We start from the raw sequence: 21,619 nt of genomic DNA on the forward strand, positions 1-21,619 counted from the left end.
GGAGCCGCAACCTCCGATCCGCCGAGCGAAAAAGGTGATGGCGATGTCCTCCCCGCTCCCCTCCATCTCGCGCCGCTCCGTCCTCCGACTCGCCGGTGGGATCGGCGCCGCCGCGCTCGCCGCTCCGGTCCTCGCCGCCTGCGGCGGTTCGACCGGCTCCGGCTCGTCCAAGTCGGCCTCCCTTCGATTCATGTTCTGGGGTTCCGACGACCGAGTGAAACGTTTCCAGAAGGCGTGTACGGCGTTCACCGACAAGAACCCCTCGATCAAGGTCAGCCCCGAGTTCGGCGATATCGACGCAATCGAGACCAAGCTCACCGTCGCGATGTCGGGCAACAACCTCCCGGACGTGTTCTGGGTGACCGGCGACCTGCTGCCGCAACTCGTCGCCGGCGGGCACGTCATGGACCTGACTCCGCATCTGGGCGCCGGCAAGGGTATCGCCGACGCCGGTTTCACCGACGCGATCAAGGCGCCGGGACAGATCGACGGCAAGCAGTACGCGATGACCCACGGGTTGCAGTCGATCGGTCTGTTCGCCAAGAAGAACATCCTCGACGAGGTCGGCGTACCGGTGAAGAACTACCCGGACTCCTACAGCTGGGACGAGTACGCGCAGATCAGCGCGAAGATCCACGCCGCCAAGGGCGCGAAGTTCTTCGGCACCGACGACCCCAACACCGGCGGCGCGGCCGACTGGTTCGGCGCGTACGCCCGGCAGCACGACCAGGACATGTGGGCCGCGAGCGGAGACCTCGGCTTCACCAAGGACCTGATGACCGAGTGGCTGACGTACTGGAAGAACCTGCGCGACACCAAGGCGTCGGTTCCGGCCGCGCTGGCTCTGGAGCAGAACCCTTATTTCGAAGGGGCTCCGATGATCCGCGGGCTGGCGGCGTACCACATGCGCAACTCCAACCAGATGCTCGAGTTGCAGGGTCTGACCAAGGACCCGCTGGTGCTGATGCCCTGCCCGGGCAACGGCGGATCCGGCAACAAGGCGATCGAGCTCTCGCCGAACATGCTGTGCGTCGCCGCCAAGACGAAGAACCCGGACGCGGCGCTGAAGTTCGCCGACTACCTGCTCAACGACGTCGATCGCGCCAAGATCGTCGGTACGACGATCGGCTCGCCCCCGACCAAGGCCGTACGCGACGCCATCGCCTCCTCCGTGACCGACGCCGAGAAACAGTTCCTCACCTACATCGGCTTCGAGGCCGAGGCCAAGAGTCTGCCGGTACGCAACGGCCTGCCCACCTCGGGAGCCTTCACCAGCGACATGGTCAAGGCCTGGCAGAACCTCGGCTACGACAAGGCGTCGATCCCGCAGACCGTCGACCTGATCTTCGGCGACCTGCGGACCAAGCTCCTCAAGAAGTAGCCGTACCCCCACCGAGTCACACCGAACGCGCGGAAGGACAGCTATGCCACTGACCGAGATCGCCGCCAGCCTGTATCCGTGGGACCTGGCCGACGAGGGCATCGACCACATCCTCGACGTCCTGAGCAGCCGCGCGGAGGTGAATTCGGCGTACCTCGTCGGCCTGATGCACAAGGAGAAGCGGCCGCTCCATGCCCGGCACTACCCGCACAATCCCGTTCGCCGGTACTACGTGCCGGAGGACAGCCGGGCGTACTGGGCGCCGGACCCCGGCAAGTACAAGCGGATCAAGCCGCTGACGACCGAGCGGGACTTCCTGATCGGCCGCGACTGGCTCGACGAGTTGATCACCGCCGCCCGGCGACGCGGCATGCGGACCGGGTGCGAGATCTCGCACACGATCATCGACGCGCAGTACGCGCGGGAGAACCTCTCCGACGTACTGCAGCGCGATGTGTACGGCAATATCGTCGGGGCGTTCGAAGCTGTCGAGGCTCAGCGCGCACTCCCCTGCCTGAACAACCCCGACGTACAGGACTATCTCTACGGGTTGTTCGCCGACATCGCCGCCAACCACGACGTCGACTACGTGCAGACCTGCTTGGTCCTGTTCGGCGCCGGACGCGACGACGGCGGGACGCACAGCTTCGGCCCGACGTCGTGGCAGCAACTGCTCGCGGTCGCGACCGGCGGCTGTTTCTGCGACGCGTGTCGAGCGAAGGCCACCGAGGAGGGCCTGGACTGGGATGCCGTCGTCCACGAAGTCACGCACCTGGCCAATCTCTCCCGCCGGATCGGGCTGGAAGAGCTGCACGAGCGCCAACTGCTCGACGAGTCCAACTACACCGAATCGGCCCTGCTGGTCGAGAACGAGGCATTCACCGCGTGGCTGCAGTTCCGCAAGCGCTCGGTCAACCGGTTGTTCTCGCTGGTCCGCGAGGCGCTGGCCAGCGCCGGACGGCCGGTCGAGTTCCGCTACAACACGTACATGGCGTCGCCGGAGCGCGCGGGCCTGGACTTCGCGTCCGCCTTCACCTACGTCGACTCGGTCCGCGAGTCCGACTACTCCGATCAGCTCGGCACCGCCGAAGGGGTAGCGACGAAGCGAGCCAAGCTGATGAAATGCCGCCGGGCGCTCCGCGAGGACCAGCAGTTGATCGCGGCTCTCGGAGTACGTCCGAACGCGACCACCCAGACGCTCACCGACAGCGTCAAGGCAGCCGTCGACGCCGGTGCGGACGGCCTCTCGCTGGGGCACTACGACGGCGCGACGATGGAACGGCTCGACGCGGTCCGGATCGGTCTGCACCGCTGGGAGGGGCAGCAGCGCGACTGGCAGCCGTTGCCCGAGGCATCGGTGGACTAGCGCGATGGCTCTGATCAACGAGGTCCAGCAGGCTACCCGGGACCGCCCCTCCCCGGGCCGGCGATCGCGGATCGCCTACCTCTTCCTGCTGCCGTGGATGGCGGGCGTGCTGCTGATCACGCTCGTCCCCATGGTCACCTCGCTGTATCTGTCCTTCACCGACTACCGGCTAGGAGACTCTCCCCGGTTCACCGGACTGGAGAACTACCGGCGGATGTTCGGCGATCCGGACTTCCTCGCGGCGGCGGGCGTGACGGCGAAGTACGTCTTCATCTCGGTTCCACTGCAACTGGCCTTCGCGCTGGCGATCGCCGTTCTCCTCAACCAAGGCGTGCGAGGGCTGGCGCTGTACCGGTCGGTGTACTACCTGCCCTCGCTGCTGGGTGGCAGCGTGGCGGTGGCGGTGCTGTGGCGGCAGCTGTTCTCGAGCACCGGACTGGTGCCGGAGCTGGCGGGCAAGCTCGGGATCCAGATGGGGTCCTGGATCTCCGAGCCCGCACACGCGCTGGACACGCTGATCATCCTGCACGTGTGGACGTTCGGCTCGCCGATGATCATCTTCCTGGCCGGATTGCGGCAGATCCCCGAGGAGCTGGTGGAAGCGGCCAAGGTCGACGGCGCCGGAGCGTGGCGCCGGTTCACGTCAGTGATCCTGCCGCTGCTCAGTCCGGTCGTGTTCTTCAACCTGATCCTGCAGCTGATCGGCTCCTTCCAGGCCTTCACCCAGGCGTACATCATCTCGGCGGGAACCGGCGGCCCGTCGAACTCGACGCTGTTCTACACGCTGTACCTGTTCGTGACCGGCTTCAAGAACTTCGAGATGGGCTACGCGAGCGCGCTCGCGTGGATCCTGTTCGTCGTGATCGGCATGCTGACCGCCATCAACTTCGTCGCGGCCCGCTACTGGGTTCACTACGAGGACTGATCCCCGATGAGGACAGATACGGTGACCACTCTTCCATCCGCTCCCGCGGCGGCACACGAGTCCGGCCGGCGGGGACAGCGAACCGGCTCGGCCCTGCTGGAGTGGCTCCTGCGGCGAGGCTGGCGCCATCTCCTGCTGGTTGCCTTCGGCATCATCATGATCTATCCGCTGATCTGGATGCTGACCCGGTCGTTCATGAACAACAGCGACATCTTCGGCGACGGCACCGGCGGCGGGAAGCTGACGCTGGCCAACTACCTCGACGGCTGGGACTCGCTCGGCATCCCGTTCGGCCGGTTCATGCTGAACTCGATGATCGTCGCGATCGCGTGCATCGTCGGCAACCTCGTCTCGTGCACGCTGGCCGCGTACGCGTTCGCCCGGTTGCGGTTCAGGTTCCGCGGACCGATGTTCGCGATCATGCTCGCAACCATCATGCTGCCGTTCCACGTGACGGTCGTTCCGCAGTACGTGATCTTCTCGAGGCTGGGACTGACCGACACCTACGTGCCGCTGATCCTGCCGAAGTTCCTCGGCGTGGAGTCGTTCTTCATCTTCTTGATGGTGCAGTTCATGCGCACGCTGCCGACCACGTTGGACGACGCCGCCGCGATCGACGGCTGCGGGCCGCTGCGCACGTTCTGGAGCGTCATCCTCCCGCTGTGTACGCCGGCGATCGGCGTCACGGCCGTCTTCACGTTCATCTGGACGTGGAACGACTTCTTCACCCCGCTGCTCTACCTGAACCGGCCCGACCTCTACACGGTGCCGCTGGGGTTGAGCACCTTCTCCGACTCGGCCGGGCTCAGCAACTACGGCGCGCTGTTCGCGATGTCGATCGTCACGCTGGTCCCGGTGTTCGCCGTGTTCCTGTTCGCCCAGAAGGCCCTGACCCAGGGCATCGCGACGACCGGCCTCAAGTAGGTCCGGACAGGAGGTCCATGTCCATCATCACCGAGGTTGAGCTGATCGAGTTCGACCACACGGTTGTACGCCGCTACGACCGGATGGGTGAGCCACGGACCGCGGCGACCCCGCCCAGCCGGACGACGCGCCGGTTCGGGATCCGGATCCGCACCGACGACGGCGCCGAGGGCGGGTACGTCGTGCTGTGGAGCGCCCCGCCGTACGCGATCGCGCAGGTCAAGGCGATGGCGGCGAGTCTCGTCGGTCGTGACGTCCACGACCGCGAGGCGATCTGGGACAGCTTCAACGGCGGTTTCGCCAAGACCGACCGGATCGGCGCCGGGGCGATCGACATCGCGCTGTGGGACGTGGCCGGCAAGCTGGCCGGCCTGGGGATCTCCCACCTGCTCGGGCGGTTCCGTGATCGGCTCCCGGCGTACGTCAGCACGGTGGGCGGCGGGCACGGGCTCGGCACGCTCGCGACCGCGGCCAGCTACCGCGATTTCGCCGACGAGTGCGCGCGGCGGGGTGTGCCGGGCTTCAAGATCCACGGCCGGTCGGCCGGTACCGCCAAGGACGAGATCGAGATCTTCGGCGCCACGGCCGAGGGGTCGGGCGGCCGCAGCGACATCATGACCGACCCCGGCAAGAGCCTGCCCACACTCGCGGAGGCCCTCAAGCTCGGGCGATTCTGCGACGAGGTCGGCGCCTACTGGTGGGAGGACCCGATGCGCGGCGACGCCCCGCTCGCCCATCAGATCCTGCGTCAACGGGTCCGTACGCCGCTGCTCATCACCGAGTTCGTCCGCGGCCTGGAACTGCGGACCGCGATCGCCCTCGACGGTGCGACCGACTTCCTCCGCGCGGATCCTGAGCTCGACGTCGGCATCACCGGGGTGATGAAGACCGCGCACGCGGCCGAGGCGCTCGGACTGGACCTGGAGGTGCACGCGGCCGGTCCGGCGCAGCGCCACTGCATGGCCGCGATCCGGAACGCCAACTACTACGAGCTCGGGCTGCTGGACCCGACCACCGGCAACCCGTCGATCCCGGACGTCTTCGCGGACGACTATGCCGACGATCTGTCCGCGGTCGGTGACGACGGGTGCGTCGGCGTGCCTCCGGGCCCGGGACTCGGCGTCACCTTTGACTGGGATCGGATCGGCACGCTGAACGCGGACCGTACAGTGTTCAAGTAGCCGGTAAACCTGTCAGGCAGATGAGCAATTAGGATGCGCACATCGGGCCGGATGAACGCAAGGAGGCGGTGGGAGTGACTGTCGAGCTGGAGAACACCTCGCTGACCGACTCACTGGTGAAGGCAATGCGCAAGCAGATCATCGCCGGCGACATCCCACCGAACGAGAAACTCTCCGAGATCTGGGTCGCGAATCGGTACTCCGTCGCGCGCCCGACCGCCAAGGCCGCGCTGGACCGGCTCACCAACGAAGGCCTGCTGCGCCGGGGACCACGCCGTACGGCTGTGGTCCCCCAGCTGTCCGCCGACGATGTCAGTGACCTGTACTTCAGCCGGGAGCCGATCGAGTCCCGGGCGGTGATCACGCTCGCGAACCGTAGCGAAGTGCCAGGTGATGCCGACCGCTCGTTGGCGCTGATGCGGATGGCGGCCGAGCGCGAGGAGCACACCGAACACACCGAGGCCGACATCTCCCTGCACCGGGCCCTGGTCGCCGCCACCGGCAGCGCGCGCCTGCGCCGCATGCACGAGTCGGTGATGGGCGAGACGCAACTGTGCATCGCCCAGGTGCGCGCGCACGCCGGCCTCGACCTCATCGGCCTGACCGACCGCCACGCCGCCATCCTCGAGGCAATCCGCGGCGGCAACCCGGACGAGGCGGTCGAAGCCCTGCTGACCGACCTGCACAACTGCCGCGACACCCTGCTGTCCGACATCAAGGCAGCGCAGGAGCGGAACAAGGTCGGCGCGTAGCACGGTCTCCCGGGTCAGGGCTCGATGAGGCCGGCGCGGATGGCGTAGCGGGTCAGTTCGGTACGGTCGCGCATGCCGAGCTTCTGCAGGATGTTCGCCCGGTGGCGTTCGACGGTCTTCACGCTGATCGTGAGCATGCGGGCGATCTCCTTCGACGGATGGCCCTCGGCGATGAGCTTCACGACCTCGTCCTCGCGCGGGGTGAGGACCTGTCCCGGGACGCGCTCGCCGCGTCTGACCCGCTCGAGGTAGTCACGGACCAGGGTGCTCATCACGCCGGGGTACAGGAACGACTCGCCGCGGCCCGCCGCGCGGCAGGCGTCGACGAGGTCGCGGTCGGCGACCGACTTCAGCACGTAGCCGCTGGCACCGGCCTTCAACGCGGCGAAGAAGTACTGCTCGTTGTCGTACATCGACAACATCAGCATCCGCGGTGGCTCCCGCCGGCGGGACAACTCGCGCGCGGCCTGCAACCCCGTCATCCGGGGCATCGCGACATCGAGCACCGCGAGGTCGATCTCGGTACTGCGGAACGCCTCCAGCGCTTCGGCCCCGTCTCCGGCCTCGGCGACCACCTGCAGGTCCGGTTCGCTGTCGAGGATCAGCCGTACGCCGCGGCGTACCAGAGCGTGGTCATCGGCGAGCAGGATCCGGATCATCGGCCTGCCTCCAACGGGACAGTCAGGCGCACCGACGTACCGGACTCCCCTGGGCCGACCGTCAACTCCGCGCCGATCAGCAGAGCCCGCTCACGCATGCCGCGGATGCCTGTGCCCTCTTCAGCTCCACGCAGTCCGATCCCGTCGTCGTCGACGGCGAGAATGACGGTCATGCCTTGCCGTTGCAGCGAAAGCCGCACGGTGCGCGCTTTCGAGTGGCGCGCTGCGTTCGTGAGCGCCTCTTGGGCAACCCGGTAGATGACCAGCTCCCGCTCCGAGCCGAGGTCTGGCAGACCCGGCGAGGTGATCCGGCGGACCTGCATGCCGTGCGACGAGAAGTCGGTCGCGAGGGAGGCCAGCGCGCTCTGCAGGCCCAGGTCCTCCAACACACCAGGTCGCAGCCGTCGAGCAACACCGCCGACCTCGTCGAGCGTCGCTCGCGCAGTCTCCTGCACTTCCATCAACTCCAACTGCACTGCTGCAGGCACTCGCGACGACAACTGCTTCAGTCCGAGCAGTACGGCGGTCAGCCCCTGCCCGATCTCGTCGTGCAACTCGCGCGCGATCCGGTGGCGCTCGGCCTCCTGGGCCTCAAGCGCCTTCGCGTTGCTCCTGCCCCGTTCGGTCTCGAGCCGTTCGAGCATCGCGTTGAAGCCGCGCACGAGTTGCCCGACCGCCCCGGTGCCCGACTCCGGCAGCCGGCGGCCGGGGCGTTGCAGATCGACCGTGTCCATCAACCGGATCAGCCTGTCCAGCGGCGCCAGACTCGTCCGCAACAGCACCGAGTTCAGCACCACGATGCCGATCAGGCCCAGCACCAGCACGACGGCCTCCGACACCAGCACGGTGGCCGAAACCGTCACCGGGGCAAGCGCCAGCGCTGCGGTCCCGACCACGAACACGAGTCCGTTGATCAGGCAAACCCGCCAGTACAAAGGCATCCCGGCTCCTGTCTTCATCTGTCCAGCCTCCATCAACGAGCTCAGCGGTGTCCATGACGCGAGGTGAATGTGGGGGTTAGCACTCATTCCGACTGTGCGAGCAGGTCGGCAGACTGGAAGTGCGGCGAGGCTCCGTGGCGGGCCGAGAGATCGCGGGCGGATGCCTCGCCGCACCACCAGGCCCCGGGAGGCACCATGGACCTCGCGACTTCCGTCCTCGCCGATCTGCCCGTGTATCCATGGGCGATCGTTGCCGGACTCACCGCTCTCGGCGCCGGAACCGCTCTCGAGCCGCGACGCGTCCCACGCGACCAATGGCTCGTCGTACTGCGTTCCGGCCGGGCAACCCGCGTCCTTGCCTCCGGTACCACGATCCGGCTGCCGCTTCTCGAGCACTACCTCTGGTTGCCGAGAGCACCCATCTGCCACCCGATCGTCGTGGCGGCGCGCACCCACGAGGGTATCGAGGTCCGGCTCTCCGGCGACGTGACCATCCAGATCGTCGATCCCGCCGCAGCGGCGGAGGCTTCGCTCACCCCGACGGATCTCGCGCTGGACGAGGCAGAGCGGGCTCTCGCCCGACTGGTCGCCCGCGGCGATGTCGTAGCGCTCGCCGAGTTGCCGACGTACCTCGACGTCGAGGTTGCGGTGCCTGGCGTGCGGATCAGCGCCCTCGAGATCGGCAGGATCGAGATCGAGCTCACCTGGCAGGTGCTCCGCTCGGTCGCACCTCAGACGAAGTAGCGCAGCCACACGTACACCCACGCCATTCCGATACTGAGCGCGGTCACCACGATGCCGTACCGGGTGAACTGCCAGAACGTGATGTGGTGACCACTACGCGAAGCGATGCCGAGGGCAACCACATTGGCGCTCGCGGCAACCGCCGTACCGTTGCCGCCGAAGTCCGCGCCGAGTGCGAACGCCCACCACAACGCCTGCCCGGTCCGGTGATCCGGCGCCTGCTCGACGACTCCCTCGACCACCGGCGTCATGGTGGCGACGTACGGGATGTTGTCGAAGAACGCCCCGAGTACGCCGGAACCGAACAGCACCGCCGTCGCCGCCAGCAGGTACCGATCCCCGATCGCGGCCACCGCCCAGTCGCCGATCGTCCCGATCACGCCGGTGTGGACCAGACCCGCGACCATCACGAACAGGCCCATGAAGAACACCAGCGTCGACCATTCGACCTCACGCAGTACCTCGGCCACGTCGGCCTTCGCCACCAGCATCATCACGCCGGCGCCGATCAGTGCGACCAGCGAAGGCTCGAGATGGATCACCGAGTGGAGCGTGAACGCCGCGACCATCACCGCAAGCACGATCAGGCAGCGCGCGAGCAGCCAGGGGTCGCGGATCGCGCGGCGTTCCTGCAACGCCAGCACAGCCGCGACCTGCTCCGGGTTGTACCGGAAGTCCTTGCGGAACAAGAATCTCGACAGTACGACGAACAGCGCGAACACGATCACCACGATCGGCGTCATGTGGACGAGGAAGTCGTTGAACGTCAGGCCGGCCCGACTGCCGATGATGATGTTCGGCGGGTCACCGATCAGTGTCGCGGCGCCGCCGATGTTCGAGGCGAGCACCTCGGCGATCAGGTACGGCTGCGGTGGGATCCGCAACCGCTCGCACACCACGATCGTCACCGGGGCGACCAGCATGATCGTGGTCACGTTGTCCAGGAACGGCGATGCGACCGCGGTGATGATCATGAGCAGCACCATCAGCCGGTACGGCTCACCGCGGGATCGTTTCGCGGCCCAGATGCCCAGATAGTCGAACACCCCGGTCTGCTTGATGATCCCGATCACGATCATCATGCCGAGCAGCAGGAAGATGACGTTCCAGTCGATACCCTCGTGCTCGGAGAAGAACACCTCGGTGCCCGGCGCGAGCCCGAGGACGAGCATCGCGGCGGCGCCGATCAGCACCACCTTGACCTTGTTGGCCTTCTCGGTCGCGATGTAGAAGAACGCCAAGCCGAAGATTCCGAGCGCGACGAGTGGCCTCATCACCCGTTATCCCGGCGACTGGTCGCCGAGCCCGGAGACCGCCAGGCTCGTGAGCAGACGGTCGAGCGTGATCACGCCGGTGACCACACGGTCCGGACCGACCACAGCGACCAGAGGGCTCCGGCCACGCGCCATCAGGGCCGCGATCTCGAGCAGCGTCGCGTCCGCGGTCACCGTCAGCGGCCTCGCCACCGGACGCGGCAGGCAATCGCCGACAGTCAGCCCGCCGAGCTCCCGCCAGAACGCGTCCGCCGACGACTCGTCGACCGCCCGTACGAGCATCGGATCGTCCTGGAACGCCGCCGGAATGCTCAACTTCAGCACCTGCGACCCCGGCAGCACCGCAACCGGCCGGCCGAACCCGTCGACCACGACGAGCCCTGGCATCCGCCCGACAGCCATCAGCTGCACCGCCTTGACCACGGAATCGGCCACCGTGACCGTCGGCAACCCGACCGCTATGTCACCGGCACGCATCGCCGCACCACACTGGACCCGCCCGATCGCACCGGTTGCCCCGACACCACTCACCCTGACCTCCCGGACCGCCTCGAGACGGCGGCCTCACTCGGAATCCAGTCTTCTTGGCCGCCCACTCCGGAACCATGGGGTCCAGACCCCAACTACGGTCCTGTGCAGACGAGGATCCAGAGGAGGAAACGTGATCACGCTCGACATTGCCGAGTTCGCCATCGCGGTGCCGGACGATGACATCGCAGATCTACGCCGTCGCCTCTCGTCGACCCGTTGGCCGAGATCCTGGCCCGAACCTGCCTGGTCGGCAGGAACCGACAGCGACGTACTCGCGCACCTGGTCGACTACTGGGCGGACGGCTTCGACTGGCGCAGTCACGAGCAACGCCTGAACGCCGAGCCACAGCGAACCGCGACCGTCGGCGGACAACGGGTGCATTTCCTCCACGTGCGCGCGAAGCAGCCGACGGACCTCCCCCTGATCCTCACCAACGGCTGGCCGAGCACCTTCGCCGAGCTGATCCCGTTGGCGCACCGGCTCGCCGACCTCGGACACGACGTCGTCGTACCCTCCCTGCCCGGCTTCACCTTCTCCGATCAGCCTTCCGAGGCGCCGGCCGCAGTTCCGACGTACGAACTGTGGCACCACCTCATGTCAGGCCTCGGCTACGACCGCTACGCAGCACACGGCGGCGATCTCGGCGCCGGGATCACCTCACGCCTCGGCGCTGCCCACCCGGAAGCGGTCGCAGGTATTCACCTGATGGCTGTCATGCCGGCCGTTGACCACAGCAACCTCACGGCAGCCGAGGAGGCTTATCTGTCGGGGATCGAGTCTTGGACCAGCGACGGCGGCGCCTACCAGCATCAGCAGCAAACGCGACCGCTCACCCTGGCGTACGGTCTGACCGACTCGCCGGTCGGTCTGCTCGCCTGGATCCTCGAGAAGTACCGCTCGTGGAGCGACCTCAGCACTCGCTGGACCGATGACGACGTACTGCTGCAGGCCTCGCTCTACTGGTTCACCAACACGATCGGCACGTCGTTCCGGCCGTACTTCGACTATCTGGCCCATCCGACGCCGCGGCCGACGATGGGCGACCTACCGACGGCCGTCGCCGCGTTCCCCTACGACATCTCCGTGCCGCCACGCGAGTATGCGGAGCGGACGTACCACGTCGTCCGCTACACCCGCTTCAACCACGGCGGCCACTTCGCCCCCCACGAGCAGCCCGACGCACTCGCGCAAGACCTCCACGACTTCGCGATCTCCCTCAGTGGCTAGCTCAGAGGCCGTGTTATCGCTGCGGAGGTGCTGTCGAGAGGTGATCGGTCAGGTGCCTGGGGCGATTGTGCAGGCGGAGATGCATTGCCAGGTGTCGTTGCGCTTCTGGTAGGCGTCTGTGTGGAGGGCTTCTTGCTCTGTGCCGTCGGTGAGCATCGTGTAGGTGCTGCGGCCGTGGATCAGGGCGACGTCGCCGAGGATGCGGACCTTGACGTCGTGAACGGCGAGGTCTTTGAAGGGGTGCGGCTTGGCGATGTACTCGAGGTACTCGCCGCCCGCAACCCGCGCACGGCTCAGTCGAACTCGTAGCGTTCCTCGCGCCAGGGATCGCCGTGGTTGTGATAGCCGGCTTGCTCCCAGAAGCCCGGCTCGTCCTGCAACATCAGTCGCAATCCGTTCACCCACTTGGCCGACTTCCAGAAGTACAGGTGCGGGACGAGTAGACGGGCAGGGCCGCCGTGCAGCGCCGCGAGCTCCTTCCCGTCGTACCGATAGGCGATCCAGGCCTTCCCGCCCAGGAGATCGGTCAACGGCAGATTCGTCGTGTAGCCGCCGTACGCCGTGACCGTGACATGGGTCGCTTCAGTCGCAACGTCGGCGAGGAGGGCGTCGACCGAGACGCCTTCCCAACGCGTGTCGAACTTGGACCATCTGGTGACGCAATGGATGTCGGCGACAACTGCTTCGGATGGCAGCGCAAGCAGGTCGTGCCAGCGCCAGCTCCGCTGCTGACCGGTCTCGGAGGTGACTGTGAACTCCCACTTGTCCTTGGGGATCAGCGGAGTCACGCTCGCTGACAGCACCGGGAAATCCTCGGTGACATGCTGGCCAGGTGGCAGCCGACGGTCGTCGGCTCCCCTGCGGCCATGGAATCCGGGGTTGACGACGCCGCTCATGCGATCTGTTGTTCCGGTAGGAGTACGTCGGTGGCCATCCCGTGCAGCATCAGCGCGACGAAGACGATCCGCTGCTTCGCCGTCAGATTCTCGTCGACGGCACGGTGCACGGCGTTCATCAGATCCTGGCTTTCGGCGTGCGCCTCCGGCTCGATCCCCAGCCGCGTCGGAAGGCGGTCCCAGTCCTCCTCGTCGAAGGGTACGCCGGCCCGTCCAACCGCTGAAAGTGGCGCGCTAATTGGTCTATATGGTCCCGTGTTACAAGTCACGACCGGCCACCGAGGCGAGGGACTGGCCCGTCCGGAAGAAGTCGGTGAGGTCGGACGGCTCGGTGAGTTCGGTCATCGGTCGGGAGGCACCGAAGGGTGCGTTCCAGAAGTCGCCGGTTCGGGGTGTCCAGGGGCCGACGTACGCGTACGGCTCCGGGATGCCGTCGTCGCCGGGTGATACGCCGTAGTTGACCTCGTCCACGGTGATGCCGACGTCGAAGTGCTCGGGCCAGAGGACGGGGGTCTGCTGAGGGTCGAGTGTTCGGAGGGCGGCCTCGCCGCTGGCGAAGGCGTCGGCGAGCAGCCGGGCCGCCGCCGGGTCGATCTCCAGCTGGTCGTCGGCAGAGATCTTCGGACCGCCGGAGTACACGTCGTCGAGCCGGCGTGCCTCGACTCCCGCGGCAGCGGCCACCTCGGCGTACGTGCCGGTCAAACGGATCGAGCCCGTCGGGGTAACGAGCGTGTCGCCCTCGATCCGAAGGTCCGGAGCGTTGACGGTGCCGAATCCGCCGGGCACGATCCGCAGCCTGATCCCGCCGCCGGTGCGGTACTGCGGTCCGGCCAGCACCAGCTCGGCGACACCGTGCAGCGAGCGTCGGGTTACGGCGAGCGAACGTTCGTCCATGGCTGCAGTCTCCTCCTGTAACGCCTGGCCCGCGGCAGGCACTGATCCATCAGACAGTCCGTGTCGACAAGGGTGGGAGACGTTACATGACAGCGAACTGGCACCGGGTGGACGACGTCGACGTACCGGCGGACGGACGGGTCCGCAGCGTCGTCGTGGACGGCCGCAGCATCGCGATGGCCCGCTGCGGCGAGCGGCTGGGCGCCTTGGAGAACAAGTGCCCGCACCAGGGCGGTCCGCTCGGCGAGGGCTCGATCGAGAAAGGACTGCTGCGCTGCCCGTGGCACGGCTACGACTACGACCCGATCAGCGGTCAACCACCGGAGGGGTTCTCCGACAGCGTTCCGTCGTACCCCGTCGACGAGCGGGCGGACGGAGTCTACGTCCAGCTGCCCGATCCACCGCGACCGGTCCGGACCGTCGCCGACGTACTGGTCGAGACATTGGTTGCCCATGGCATCACGCACGTCTTCGGCATGGTCGGGCACTCCAATCTCGGGTTCGCCGAGGCGATGCGCCGCGCGGAGGAACGCGGCGAGCTGACCTACATCGGCATCCGTCACGAGGGCGCGGCCGCGTTCGCCGCCAGTGCCTACGGCAAGCTGACCGGCCGCCCGGCGGCGTGCTTCGCGATCGCCGGACCGGGCTCGACCAACCTGCTGACCGGCCTGTACGACGCCAAGCTGGACGGCGCGCCCGTCGTTGCGATCTCGGGACAGGTGCCGTCCAAGGTCCTCGGCCGCGGCGCCTTCCAGGATCTCGACCTGACCGCGGTCTTCAAGGACGTCGCGGTGTCCGGTACGGCGGTGCAGGCCGGCAGCGACCACGCCGAACTGGCGGCGCTCGCGGTCAAACACGCGATCGACGGTCGCGGTGTCGCCCATCTCGTGCTGCCCGACGAAGTCCAGGTGCAGCCGTCCGATGCACCGGCGAAGACCCCGGACGGCCGGCTGTCACCACGTCGGATCCGCCCCGACGAGGAGACGCTGACCCGTGCGGCGGCGATCATCCGCGATGCCCGGCGCCCGGTGCTGATCGTGGGTCACGGCGCTCGCGAGGCCGCGGACGAGGTCCGGCAGCTTGCGGAACGTCTGCACGCGCCGGTCCTGACGACGTTCAAGGCCAAGGGCCTCGTGCCCGACGTACACCCGCTCGGAGCCGGCGTGCTCGGCCGCAGCGGTACGCCGGTGGCGAGCTGGCTGATGAACGAGTCCGACCTGGTGATCGTGGTCGGAGCGTCGTTCTCGAACCACACCGGGATCGCGGCGTACAAGCCGATCGTGCAGATCGACGACGACCATCGCGCGATCGGCCGCTTCGACGCTGTGACCGTAGATGTCCTCGGTGATGCGAGTCTCGCACTCGCGGCGCTGACCGACCTGCTCACCGATGTCAAGGCCGAGGACCAGCGACCGGACGTGGCCGAACGCTGGGCGATCTGGCGGGCGGAGAAGAGCCGGCGGGTGGTGGACGACCGCGGCCGAGGTGTCCCGGCCGCGGCAGTGTTCGATGCGCTCGGCAATCATCTGCCCGTCGATGCCGTCGTGACCGTTGACGTCGGCAACCATGCCTACTCGCTCGGCCGCTACCTGGAGTCGAAAGGCCAGCCGGTGCTGATGTCGGGCTACCTCGGCTCGATCGGCTTCGGCTATCCCGCCGCCCTCGGCGCCTGGGCCGCGGCACCCGGCCGGCCGATCGTCGCGGTCACCGGCGACGGCGGATTCGGCCAGTACGCCGCCGAGCTGACGACCGCGGTGAAGTACGGCATCCCGGTCAAACACGTGCTGCTCGACAATCACTCGCTCGGCAAGATCAGCAAGGAACAGCTCGCCGCCGACTACCCCGTCTGGCACACCTCGCTGCACAACCCCGACTGGGCGACGTACGCCGAACTCTGCGGCGCGACCGGGATCCGCGCCACCCGCCGCGCCGAGCTCGACGACGCGATGACCCAGCTCTTCGCCACCGCCGGACCAGCCCTGCTCTGCATCGAGCAGGACGCCGAACTGCTCTAGGAGAAACTCATGCCCGAGTACGCCGACCTTCGCGCGCTCTACCTGAACTGCACCCTGAAACGCTCCCCCGCCGTCAGCCATACCGAGGGACTGATCGACGTCAGCCGAAGGATCATGGAGAAACAAGGCGTCCAGGTCGACGTGGTCCGCGCGATCGACCACGACATCGCCACCGGCGTCTGGCCCGACATGACCGAACACGGCTGGGCCACCGACGCCTGGCCCGCGATCCAGGAACAGGTGATGGCCGCCGACATCCTGGTCATCGCCGGACCGATCTGGCTCGGCGACAACAGCTCGGTCACCAAACGGGTGATCGAGCGCCTGTACGGCAACTCCTCGATCCTCAACGAGCACGGACAGTACGCGTACTACGGCCGCGTCGGCGGCTGCTTGATCACAGGCAACGAGGACGGGGTGAAGCACTGCGCGATGAACATCCTGTACTCGTTGCAGCACCTCGGGTACACGATCCCGCCGCAGGCCGATGCCGGCTGGATCGGCGAGGCCGGCCCGGGTCCGTCGTACCTGGACATGGACTCGGGCGGTCCGGAGAACGATTTCACCAACCGCAACACGACGTTCATGACCTGGAACCTGATGCACCTGGCCAGGATGCTGAAGGATCTGGGCGGGGTTCCGGCGTTCGGCAACCAGCGGTCCGAATGGGACGCCGGCTGCCGCTTCGACTTCGAGAACCCGGAGTACCGCTGACCATCCTGCGGTACCGTCGGCCTGTGGGGGCGGTCGTGCCGGCGGACGACGTCCTCGTCGCCGGGCTGCGGGCCGGGGACGAGGAGATGTTCGCCTGCCTGCTGGCCGGCTGGTCCGGCTCGATGCTCCGGCTGGCCCGGTCGTTCGTGTCGACCGCTGCCAGTGCCGAGGAAGTCGTCCAGGACACCTGGCTGGCGGTGTTCCAGGGCATCGAGCGGTTCGAGGGCCGGTCATCCCTGCAGACCTGGGTCTACCGGATCCTGGTCAACATCGCCCGCAAACGAGGGACCGCCGAACAGCGCACGGTGCCGTGGGCCAGCCTGGAGTCGGACAGCGAGCCGACCGTCGATCCAAGCCGGTTCCGCGGACCGCACGACCAGTACCCGGGCGGCTGGCTGGCGTTCCCGGAGCGCTGGCCGACGACCGAGACCGAGGTCCTGGCCAACGAGGTCAGAGCGACCGTGGCGGCGGCGATCCAGAGTCTCCCGATCCGCCAGCAGGTGGTCCTGACCCTGCGGGACATCGACGGACAGAGCGGGGACGACGTCTGCGCGCTGCTCGGCATCTCGGCGGCGAACCAGCGCGTCCTCCTGCACCGCGCCCGGGCCGCGGTTCGCAGTCATCTCGAGCGGTACTTCACGGCGACCGGAGTTCAGTCATGACATGTGCAGAGCTGGTCGAACTCGTCACCGCCTTCCTCGAAGGCACGCTCGACCCCGACACCGAGCGGCAGTTCATCGAGCACCTGGCGATCTGCGACGGCTGCGAGACGTACGTCGACCAGATGCGCCGCACCATCGCCGAAGTTGGCCGGGTGGAACCCGAGAGCCTGTCGGACGAGACGCGCGACCGGCTGCTCGAAGGATTCCGCACCTTTCCGCGCGAGTGAGCTGTAACGTCCGGCTGCTGTGCCGGCACTGACTCGATATGCCGGATGTCGGGTTCACCAATCTGTTCGCGGTCGTTCTGGTCGCGCTGCTCGCCCCGCTGCTGCTCGGGCTGGCGCCGCGGTTGCGCGTGCCGGCCGTCGTACTGGAGATCGTGGCCGGCATCGTGATCGGGCCGCACGGCCTGGGGCTGGTCAGCGTCGACCCGCCGCTGCAGATCGTCTCCCTGCTCGGACTGGGGTTCCTGCTCTTCCTGGCCGGGCTGGAGATCGACGTTCATCGGCTACGTGGACAGGTTCTCCGCCTGGCGGTACTCGGTTATCTCGTCACCTTGGCACTCGGCGGCATCGCGGGCCTTGCCTTCTCGGCGGCCGGATGGGTGCAGAGCGCGCTGCTGCTGGCGGGCACCCTCTCCGCGACGTCGTTGGGTCTGGTCGTTCCGGTGCTCAAGGATGCGGACCAGGCCGCGGGCGCGGTCGGGCAGTTCACCATCGCGGCCGCGTCGGTGGCCGACTTCGCCGCCGTACTGCTGCTGTCGCTGGTGTTCTCGACCGAGGGCGGCAGCGCCGGTGAACGGTTGGTAATGGTCGGGCTCTTCGCGTTGCTGGTCGCGGTCACCGGACTCGTCGTGGCGACGGCAGGTCGATCGCGGCGGATCGGCGGTGTGCTGCTGCGGTTGCAGGACACCACCGCTGAGATCCGCGTACGGGCGGCCGTCGTACTGCTGGTCGCGTTCGTCGCCTTGGCCGAACAGTTCGGGCTGGAGACGATCCTCGGCGCTTTCCTGGCCGGCGCGGTCGTCGGTCTGGTTGATCGTGACGCGACCTCGCATCCACGCTTCCGGGTCAAACTCGAGGCGCTCGGGTACGGGTTCCTCATCCCTGTCTTCTTTGTGACCAGCGGACTGCGCCTCGACCTGCGGGGATTGCTCGACGATCCGGCCGCGCTGCTCCGGGTCCCGCTGTTCCTGATCGCGCTGCTCGTCGTCCGCGGCGTACCGGCGTACTTGTCACTGCGTACTCTCGGCGCTCGGTCGACGGCAGCGGTCGGGTTGCTCCAGGCAACTTCACTGCCGTTCATCGTCACCGCGACCCAGATCGGCGTACTCACAGGTCTGATGGCACCGGTCACCGCGGCCGCACTGGTCTGCGCCGGCCTGCTGTCGGTGCTCGTTTTCCCCACGGCCGCACTCGCATTGCTCAGATTCAGAGAAATATCGCGGACAACCCTAGGAGCGGCATGAACACACCACTGTTTTGCGACGCTGATCTGGCTGGGCGGATCGAGCTGGCCGAAGCCCAGCTCATCGAAGCCACCGTACGCGCCACCCACCGCCGGCTCGGCAACGGCCGGGGGTTCGTGATCCCGGTGGCGGGCGGGCTCGCGACCTTCGCCGACGACGACTCGCCGTTCAACAAGGTCGTCGGGCTCGGCTTCGGCGGCGTGCCGACCGCCGACGAGCTCGACGAGCTCGAGCAGGCGTACGCCGCCGTGGGCGCGCCCGTGCAGGTCGAGCTACCGCACCTCGCGGACCCCGAGATCGGCATCACCCTCAGCCGTCGCGGCTACGAGCTGGAGTCGTTCGAGAACGTGCTCGGCATCGCCATCGCCGACAGGTACGACGTCACGCTGCCCGACGCGATCGAGATCCGGCCCAGCGGCGACGAGGAGCTCGAGGTCTGGCTGAACGTGATGGCCGACGCCGTCGCCGTACCCGACACCCAGGGAGTCCCGTGGCGCGAGGAGTTCCCGCACGACACCTACATCGACGCCGAACGCGACGCCGCCGCAGCAGACATCACCCGCTACATCGCAGTACGAAACGGCGAGATCGCAGGCGGAGCCGGCCTCCGAACAACCAAGGGCATCGCCCAGTTCGCCGGCGCCGCCACCCTCCCCACCCACCGCCGGCACGGCATCCAGTCCGCCCTACTCTCCACCCGCCTCGCCGACGCCGCCACCGCAGGCTGCGACGTCGGCGTGATCACCACTCAACCGGCATCAAAGTCCCAACAAAACGCCCAACGCAACGGCTTCAACCTGCTCTACGCCAGAGCCGTCCTGGTAAAAGCCCGGCAATGACGAGCAGTGAACTCACCAACGTCACAGCGACATCGACGGTCAGCGCGAGGTGGATGCCGGTCAACTCGACGCTCTGGGTTGCGGCAATGGTGCTGAGGATCGGGATGCCGACGGCGATGGCGACCTGTTGGGTCATGGTCGTGAGCCCGGTGGCCAGGCCTTGGTCGTCGTTGCTGAGTCCGGAGGTGCCGGTGACGGTGTAACCGACGATGCCGCAGACGTGCCCGAAGAATCCGATCAGCAATGCCGGCACGACAACGGCGATGGCCGCGCGGCTGTGACCGAGGAAGACCAGCGGGATGACAGCGATCCCTTGAACCCACATCGCCACCGGCAGAACCTTGGCGGGACCGAACCTGCCGAGCAGCCGTCCGGCGATGATCCCGGCAGCGACTGCCGCCAGACCGGGAACGCCGAAGACGAGTCCGGTGATGAACGGACTGAGGCCCAGGGTGCGCTGCAAGTACAGCGTCATCAGGAAGATCATCCCGGTTTCCATCGTGAACACGGTGAAGCCGGCGACGTTGGCCCAGGTCACCGTACGGCGAGACAGGATGCTGATCGGTGCGAGCGGCGCCCGAGCGCGGCGTTCGACCAGCCAGAACGCGACCAGCAGCGCGACGCCTACGGCCGCAGCGATGACGCTCTTCTCGATGACGGCGTACACCACGCTGACCAGGCCCACACTGACCGTCGCCGCGCCGGCCAGGTCGAGTGTCGGCCGAGCCGTCGGACGGCTGTCCTCGATCACCAGTGGCGTGCATACCAGGATCGCGATAGCGACCGGCACGTTGAGCAGGAACGCCGCGCGCCAACTCAGCAGACCGACGAACGTCCCACCGACCAACGCGCCGAGAGTGAAGCCACCGGAGAGCAGAGCGCCGTTGAGTCCGAGTGCGCGCTCACGCAGTCTGCCTTCCGCGAAGGTGGTGGTCAGTAGCGCCAGCGCGGTGGGCAGGGCCATCGCCGTGGCGGTGCCCTGCAGGGCACGGGCTGTCAGGACCGTCGCCGGATCGGCTGCCAACCCGCCGAGCAGCGAGGCTGCGGCCAGCAGCAGCATGCTGGTCATGAACAGACGTCGGCGTCCGACGAGGTCCGCCAGCCTGCCGAACAACAGCGCCAAGCCCGCCGAAGGCAGGGCATAAGCCGATGCGATCCATGGCCACTGCTTCAGCTCCATGCCGATACCGGCGCCGGTCTGCGGAAGCGCGACGTTGAAGATGGAGAAGTCGACCGACACCAAGAACCCGGCGCCCAGCAGCACGAGCAGAATCAGTCGCTGCCTGCCGGTGAACGTCGTGGTCGGACCGAGATCCATGGCCGTGCTCATAACGGCTCTCCTCATTCTGGTAGAAGTGCAACCCTCGGGTTGCATATGACGGCATGGGTGTACGCCTGCCGAGTTGCAAAGGTTTTACCGGCGGCGCGACGTAGAGGTCTGCTCGGCCTGGCGGCGGATGCGGGCCAGGCGTTGATCCCAGACGCGTCCCATTCGCTCCAGCTCCTCGGCCAGGCGACTGAGCTGCCCGCCGAGGGCGTGGAACACCAGCTCGCGGCCTTCAGATCTGGACTCGACGAGCCCTGCCGCCTTCAGTACTTCCAGGTGTTTGGTGATCGCTTGCCGGCTGACCGGGAACTGGCGGGCCAGCGCGGATGCCGAGGCGGGTTGTTCACCGAGCGAGGTCAGGATCTGCCATCTGGTGTCATCGGCAAGCGCCGAGAGCACCGTGCCGATCGGTTGCACCGGGCCACTCACGTCGCGACCACGAACTTGCGGACGGCCAATAGTTCGAGCTCCCACCCGAATCGGTGCTCCTCGACCAGGCGGTTCTTTGCTTCGAGCGACATCGCCAGGGCCTCGAAGCCGCTTTCGACGACCCGCAGCGTCACACCACCGACACGCTCCTCGAGGAAGAACTCGACGAGCGTGTCGGCGGAGGAGCGTCCGCCGATCCATCGATAGGACAGGTAGCGAGGACGATCCGCGCGGAGCGTGTGGACCTCGAAGCGGCCTTGTTGCGGGTGATCGACGACCTGCACCCCACTGGTGGCCGCCGGCAACGAATCCGGATCGATGTCCCCGTCGTTGATCCACCAGCCCGGGCGGCACACGAGCTCCCACACCTCCTCGGCCGATGCGTCGATCGCCGTACTCCGCTCAACCCGATCGAGCTCGCCGTCGGGGGTGGTCGTCGCTGCGTTCACGTACCCGATCCTGCCACGAT

General features: G+C 67.4%; 25 protein-coding genes. 14 read left to right on the plus strand and 11 right to left on the minus strand.

Annotated elements, in window-relative coordinates; translation table 11 throughout:
• Nucleotides 1-43 precede the first annotated feature (43 nt).
• From OHA10_RS36235 to OHA10_RS36260, 6 genes are all read left to right on the plus strand, one after another.
• Entirely contained in the window at nt 44-1,381 is a 1,338-nt protein-coding gene (locus OHA10_RS36235; protein WP_371403302.1) for an extracellular solute-binding protein, read from the plus strand.
• Between the two features lie 43 nt (nt 1,382-1,424).
• On the plus strand, nt 1,425-2,747 hold the full coding sequence (locus OHA10_RS36240; protein ID WP_371403303.1) for a hypothetical protein: 1,323 nt from the start codon (nt 1,425-1,427) through the stop codon (nt 2,745-2,747).
• 4 nt (nt 2,748-2,751) lie between these two features.
• Nucleotides 2,752-3,672 (plus strand): carbohydrate ABC transporter permease, encoded by a 921-nt coding sequence (locus OHA10_RS36245; RefSeq protein ID WP_371403304.1) that lies wholly within the window; start codon nt 2,752-2,754, stop codon nt 3,670-3,672.
• A 21-nt stretch (nt 3,673-3,693) separates the two neighbouring features.
• Complete coding sequence (locus OHA10_RS36250; RefSeq protein WP_371403305.1) at nt 3,694-4,596, plus strand: carbohydrate ABC transporter permease; 903 nt, start codon at nt 3,694-3,696, stop codon at nt 4,594-4,596.
• A gap of 17 nt (nt 4,597-4,613) precedes the next feature.
• Entirely contained in the window at nt 4,614-5,777 is a 1,164-nt protein-coding gene (locus tag OHA10_RS36255) for an enolase C-terminal domain-like protein (RefSeq protein WP_371403306.1), read from the plus strand.
• Between the two features lie 74 nt (nt 5,778-5,851).
• On the plus strand, nt 5,852-6,529 hold the full coding sequence (locus OHA10_RS36260) for a GntR family transcriptional regulator (RefSeq protein ID WP_371403307.1): 678 nt from the start codon (nt 5,852-5,854) through the stop codon (nt 6,527-6,529).
• A gap of 14 nt (nt 6,530-6,543) precedes the next feature.
• On the opposite strand, the gene OHA10_RS36265 is transcribed toward OHA10_RS36260, so the two are convergent.
• Both OHA10_RS36265 and OHA10_RS36270 read right to left on the minus strand, forming a co-directional pair.
• Nucleotides 6,544-7,188, minus strand: a complete 645-nt coding sequence (locus OHA10_RS36265; RefSeq protein WP_371403308.1) for a response regulator — start codon at nt 7,186-7,188, stop codon at nt 6,544-6,546.
• A complete protein-coding gene (locus OHA10_RS36270; protein ID WP_371403309.1) occupies nt 7,185-8,129 on the minus strand; it encodes a histidine kinase in 945 nt (314 codons plus the stop codon). The genes OHA10_RS36265 and OHA10_RS36270 overlap by 4 nt, the downstream gene beginning before the upstream one ends.
• A gap of 195 nt (nt 8,130-8,324) precedes the next feature.
• Between OHA10_RS36270 and OHA10_RS36275 the strand changes: the two genes are divergently transcribed.
• On the plus strand, nt 8,325-8,873 hold the full coding sequence (locus tag OHA10_RS36275; RefSeq protein WP_371403310.1) for an SPFH domain-containing protein: 549 nt from the start codon (nt 8,325-8,327) through the stop codon (nt 8,871-8,873).
• Here OHA10_RS36275 and OHA10_RS36280 read toward each other — a convergent pair.
• Together OHA10_RS36280 and OHA10_RS36285 are read right to left on the minus strand one after the other, a co-directional pair.
• Entirely contained in the window at nt 8,861-10,147 is a 1,287-nt protein-coding gene (locus OHA10_RS36280; RefSeq protein ID WP_371403311.1) for an SLC13 family permease, read from the minus strand. The genes OHA10_RS36275 and OHA10_RS36280 overlap by 13 nt on opposite strands.
• Nucleotides 10,148-10,153: 6 nt before the next feature.
• Nucleotides 10,154-10,678, minus strand: coding sequence for a CBS domain-containing protein (locus OHA10_RS36285; protein WP_371403312.1), 525 nt, complete (start codon nt 10,676-10,678; stop codon nt 10,154-10,156).
• Nucleotides 10,679-10,808: 130 nt separating this feature from the next.
• On the opposite strand from OHA10_RS36285, the gene OHA10_RS36290 reads away from it, so the two are divergent.
• The gene (locus OHA10_RS36290; protein WP_371403313.1) at nt 10,809-11,906 is read left to right on the plus strand and encodes an epoxide hydrolase family protein; all 1,098 of its coding nucleotides are present in this window, start codon (nt 10,809-10,811) and stop codon (nt 11,904-11,906) included.
• Nucleotides 11,907-11,954: 48 nt separating this feature from the next.
• Here the strand turns inward: OHA10_RS36290 and OHA10_RS36295 are convergent, their stop codons facing one another.
• The 4 genes from OHA10_RS36295 to OHA10_RS36310 form a co-directional block, all read right to left on the minus strand.
• Nucleotides 11,955-12,311 carry a nuclear transport factor 2 family protein gene (locus OHA10_RS36295; protein ID WP_371403314.1) on the minus strand — a complete coding sequence of 119 codons (357 nt, stop codon included), beginning with the start codon at nt 12,309-12,311 and terminating at the stop codon, nt 11,955-11,957.
• Complete coding sequence (locus tag OHA10_RS36300; RefSeq protein WP_371403315.1) at nt 12,200-12,802, minus strand: sulfite oxidase-like oxidoreductase; 603 nt, start codon at nt 12,800-12,802, stop codon at nt 12,200-12,202. Before OHA10_RS36300 ends, OHA10_RS36295 begins: the two co-directional genes overlap by 112 nt.
• The gene (locus OHA10_RS36305) at nt 12,799-12,921 is read right to left on the minus strand and encodes a hypothetical protein (RefSeq protein WP_371403316.1); all 123 of its coding nucleotides are present in this window, start codon (nt 12,919-12,921) and stop codon (nt 12,799-12,801) included. Before OHA10_RS36305 ends, OHA10_RS36300 begins: the two co-directional genes overlap by 4 nt.
• Nucleotides 12,922-13,060: 139 nt before the next feature.
• Nucleotides 13,061-13,696, minus strand: coding sequence for a hypothetical protein (locus OHA10_RS36310; RefSeq protein WP_371403317.1), 636 nt, complete (start codon nt 13,694-13,696; stop codon nt 13,061-13,063).
• Nucleotides 13,697-13,782: 86 nt separating this feature from the next.
• On the opposite strand from OHA10_RS36310, the gene OHA10_RS36315 reads away from it, so the two are divergent.
• From OHA10_RS36315 to OHA10_RS36340, 6 genes are read left to right on the plus strand one after another with little or no spacing between them, the layout of a single operon-like run.
• Nucleotides 13,783-15,711, plus strand: coding sequence for a thiamine pyrophosphate-binding protein (locus tag OHA10_RS36315; protein WP_371403318.1), 1,929 nt, complete (start codon nt 13,783-13,785; stop codon nt 15,709-15,711).
• A 9-nt stretch (nt 15,712-15,720) separates the two neighbouring features.
• Nucleotides 15,721-16,425, plus strand: coding sequence for a flavodoxin family protein (locus tag OHA10_RS36320; RefSeq protein WP_371403319.1), 705 nt, complete (start codon nt 15,721-15,723; stop codon nt 16,423-16,425).
• Nucleotides 16,426-16,448: 23 nt separating this feature from the next.
• Nucleotides 16,449-17,087 (plus strand): RNA polymerase sigma factor, encoded by a 639-nt coding sequence (locus OHA10_RS36325; protein ID WP_371403320.1) that lies wholly within the window; start codon nt 16,449-16,451, stop codon nt 17,085-17,087.
• A complete protein-coding gene (locus tag OHA10_RS36330) occupies nt 17,084-17,314 on the plus strand; it encodes an anti-sigma factor (RefSeq protein WP_371403321.1) in 231 nt (76 codons plus the stop codon). The genes OHA10_RS36325 and OHA10_RS36330 overlap by 4 nt, the downstream gene beginning before the upstream one ends.
• A 38-nt stretch (nt 17,315-17,352) precedes the next feature.
• Nucleotides 17,353-18,555, plus strand: a complete 1,203-nt coding sequence (locus OHA10_RS36335; RefSeq protein ID WP_371403322.1) for a cation:proton antiporter — start codon at nt 17,353-17,355, stop codon at nt 18,553-18,555.
• Nucleotides 18,552-19,394, plus strand: a complete 843-nt coding sequence (locus OHA10_RS36340) for a GNAT family N-acetyltransferase (RefSeq protein ID WP_371403323.1) — start codon at nt 18,552-18,554, stop codon at nt 19,392-19,394. The genes OHA10_RS36335 and OHA10_RS36340 overlap by 4 nt, the downstream gene beginning before the upstream one ends.
• On the opposite strand, the gene OHA10_RS36345 is transcribed toward OHA10_RS36340, so the two are convergent.
• The 3 genes from OHA10_RS36345 to OHA10_RS36355 form a co-directional block, all read right to left on the minus strand.
• On the minus strand, nt 19,348-20,724 hold the full coding sequence (locus OHA10_RS36345) for an MFS transporter (RefSeq protein ID WP_371403324.1): 1,377 nt from the start codon (nt 20,722-20,724) through the stop codon (nt 19,348-19,350). The genes OHA10_RS36340 and OHA10_RS36345 overlap by 47 nt on opposite strands.
• A gap of 84 nt (nt 20,725-20,808) precedes the next feature.
• Nucleotides 20,809-21,150 (minus strand): ArsR/SmtB family transcription factor, encoded by a 342-nt coding sequence (locus OHA10_RS36350; protein ID WP_371403325.1) that lies wholly within the window; start codon nt 21,148-21,150, stop codon nt 20,809-20,811.
• Nucleotides 21,147-21,599 (minus strand): ATPase, encoded by a 453-nt coding sequence (locus tag OHA10_RS36355; protein ID WP_371403326.1) that lies wholly within the window; start codon nt 21,597-21,599, stop codon nt 21,147-21,149. The genes OHA10_RS36350 and OHA10_RS36355 overlap by 4 nt, the downstream gene beginning before the upstream one ends.
• Between the last annotated feature and the right edge of the window lie 20 nt (nt 21,600-21,619).

Source organism: Kribbella sp. NBC_00662, assembly GCF_041430295.1.
Taxonomy (GTDB): domain Bacteria; phylum Actinomycetota; class Actinomycetes; order Propionibacteriales; family Kribbellaceae; genus Kribbella.

Excerpts from the sequence above, each read along its gene's own strand:
- OHA10_RS36300 (WP_371403315.1), bottom strand. The coding sequence starts at position 12,802 with ATGAGCGGCGTCGTCAACCCCGGATTCCATGGCCGCAGGGGAGCCGAC.
- OHA10_RS36240 (WP_371403303.1), top strand. The coding sequence starts at position 1,425 with ATGCCACTGACCGAGATCGCCGCCAGCCTGTATCCGTGGGACCTGGCC.
- OHA10_RS36245 (WP_371403304.1), top strand. The coding sequence starts at position 2,752 with ATGGCTCTGATCAACGAGGTCCAGCAGGCTACCCGGGACCGCCCCTCC.
- OHA10_RS36315 (WP_371403318.1), top strand. The coding sequence starts at position 13,783 with ATGACAGCGAACTGGCACCGGGTGGACGACGTCGACGTACCGGCGGAC.
- OHA10_RS36345 (WP_371403324.1), bottom strand. The coding sequence starts at position 20,724 with ATGAGCACGGCCATGGATCTCGGTCCGACCACGACGTTCACCGGCAGG.
- OHA10_RS36330 (WP_371403321.1), top strand. The coding sequence starts at position 17,084 with ATGACATGTGCAGAGCTGGTCGAACTCGTCACCGCCTTCCTCGAAGGC.
- OHA10_RS36310 (WP_371403317.1), bottom strand. The coding sequence starts at position 13,696 with ATGGACGAACGTTCGCTCGCCGTAACCCGACGCTCGCTGCACGGTGTC.
- OHA10_RS36235 (WP_371403302.1), top strand. The coding sequence starts at position 44 with ATGTCCTCCCCGCTCCCCTCCATCTCGCGCCGCTCCGTCCTCCGACTC.
- OHA10_RS36265 (WP_371403308.1), bottom strand. The coding sequence starts at position 7,188 with ATGATCCGGATCCTGCTCGCCGATGACCACGCTCTGGTACGCCGCGGC.
- OHA10_RS36275 (WP_371403310.1), top strand. The coding sequence starts at position 8,325 with ATGGACCTCGCGACTTCCGTCCTCGCCGATCTGCCCGTGTATCCATGG.
- OHA10_RS36320 (WP_371403319.1), top strand. The coding sequence starts at position 15,721 with ATGCCCGAGTACGCCGACCTTCGCGCGCTCTACCTGAACTGCACCCTG.
- OHA10_RS36280 (WP_371403311.1), bottom strand. The coding sequence starts at position 10,147 with ATGAGGCCACTCGTCGCGCTCGGAATCTTCGGCTTGGCGTTCTTCTAC.
- OHA10_RS36270 (WP_371403309.1), bottom strand. The coding sequence starts at position 8,129 with ATGCCTTTGTACTGGCGGGTTTGCCTGATCAACGGACTCGTGTTCGTG.
- OHA10_RS36340 (WP_371403323.1), top strand. The coding sequence starts at position 18,552 with ATGAACACACCACTGTTTTGCGACGCTGATCTGGCTGGGCGGATCGAG.
- OHA10_RS36305 (WP_371403316.1), bottom strand. The coding sequence starts at position 12,921 with ATGAACGCCGTGCACCGTGCCGTCGACGAGAATCTGACGGCGAAGCAG.
- OHA10_RS36255 (WP_371403306.1), top strand. The coding sequence starts at position 4,614 with ATGTCCATCATCACCGAGGTTGAGCTGATCGAGTTCGACCACACGGTT.
- OHA10_RS36335 (WP_371403322.1), top strand. The coding sequence starts at position 17,353 with ATGCCGGATGTCGGGTTCACCAATCTGTTCGCGGTCGTTCTGGTCGCG.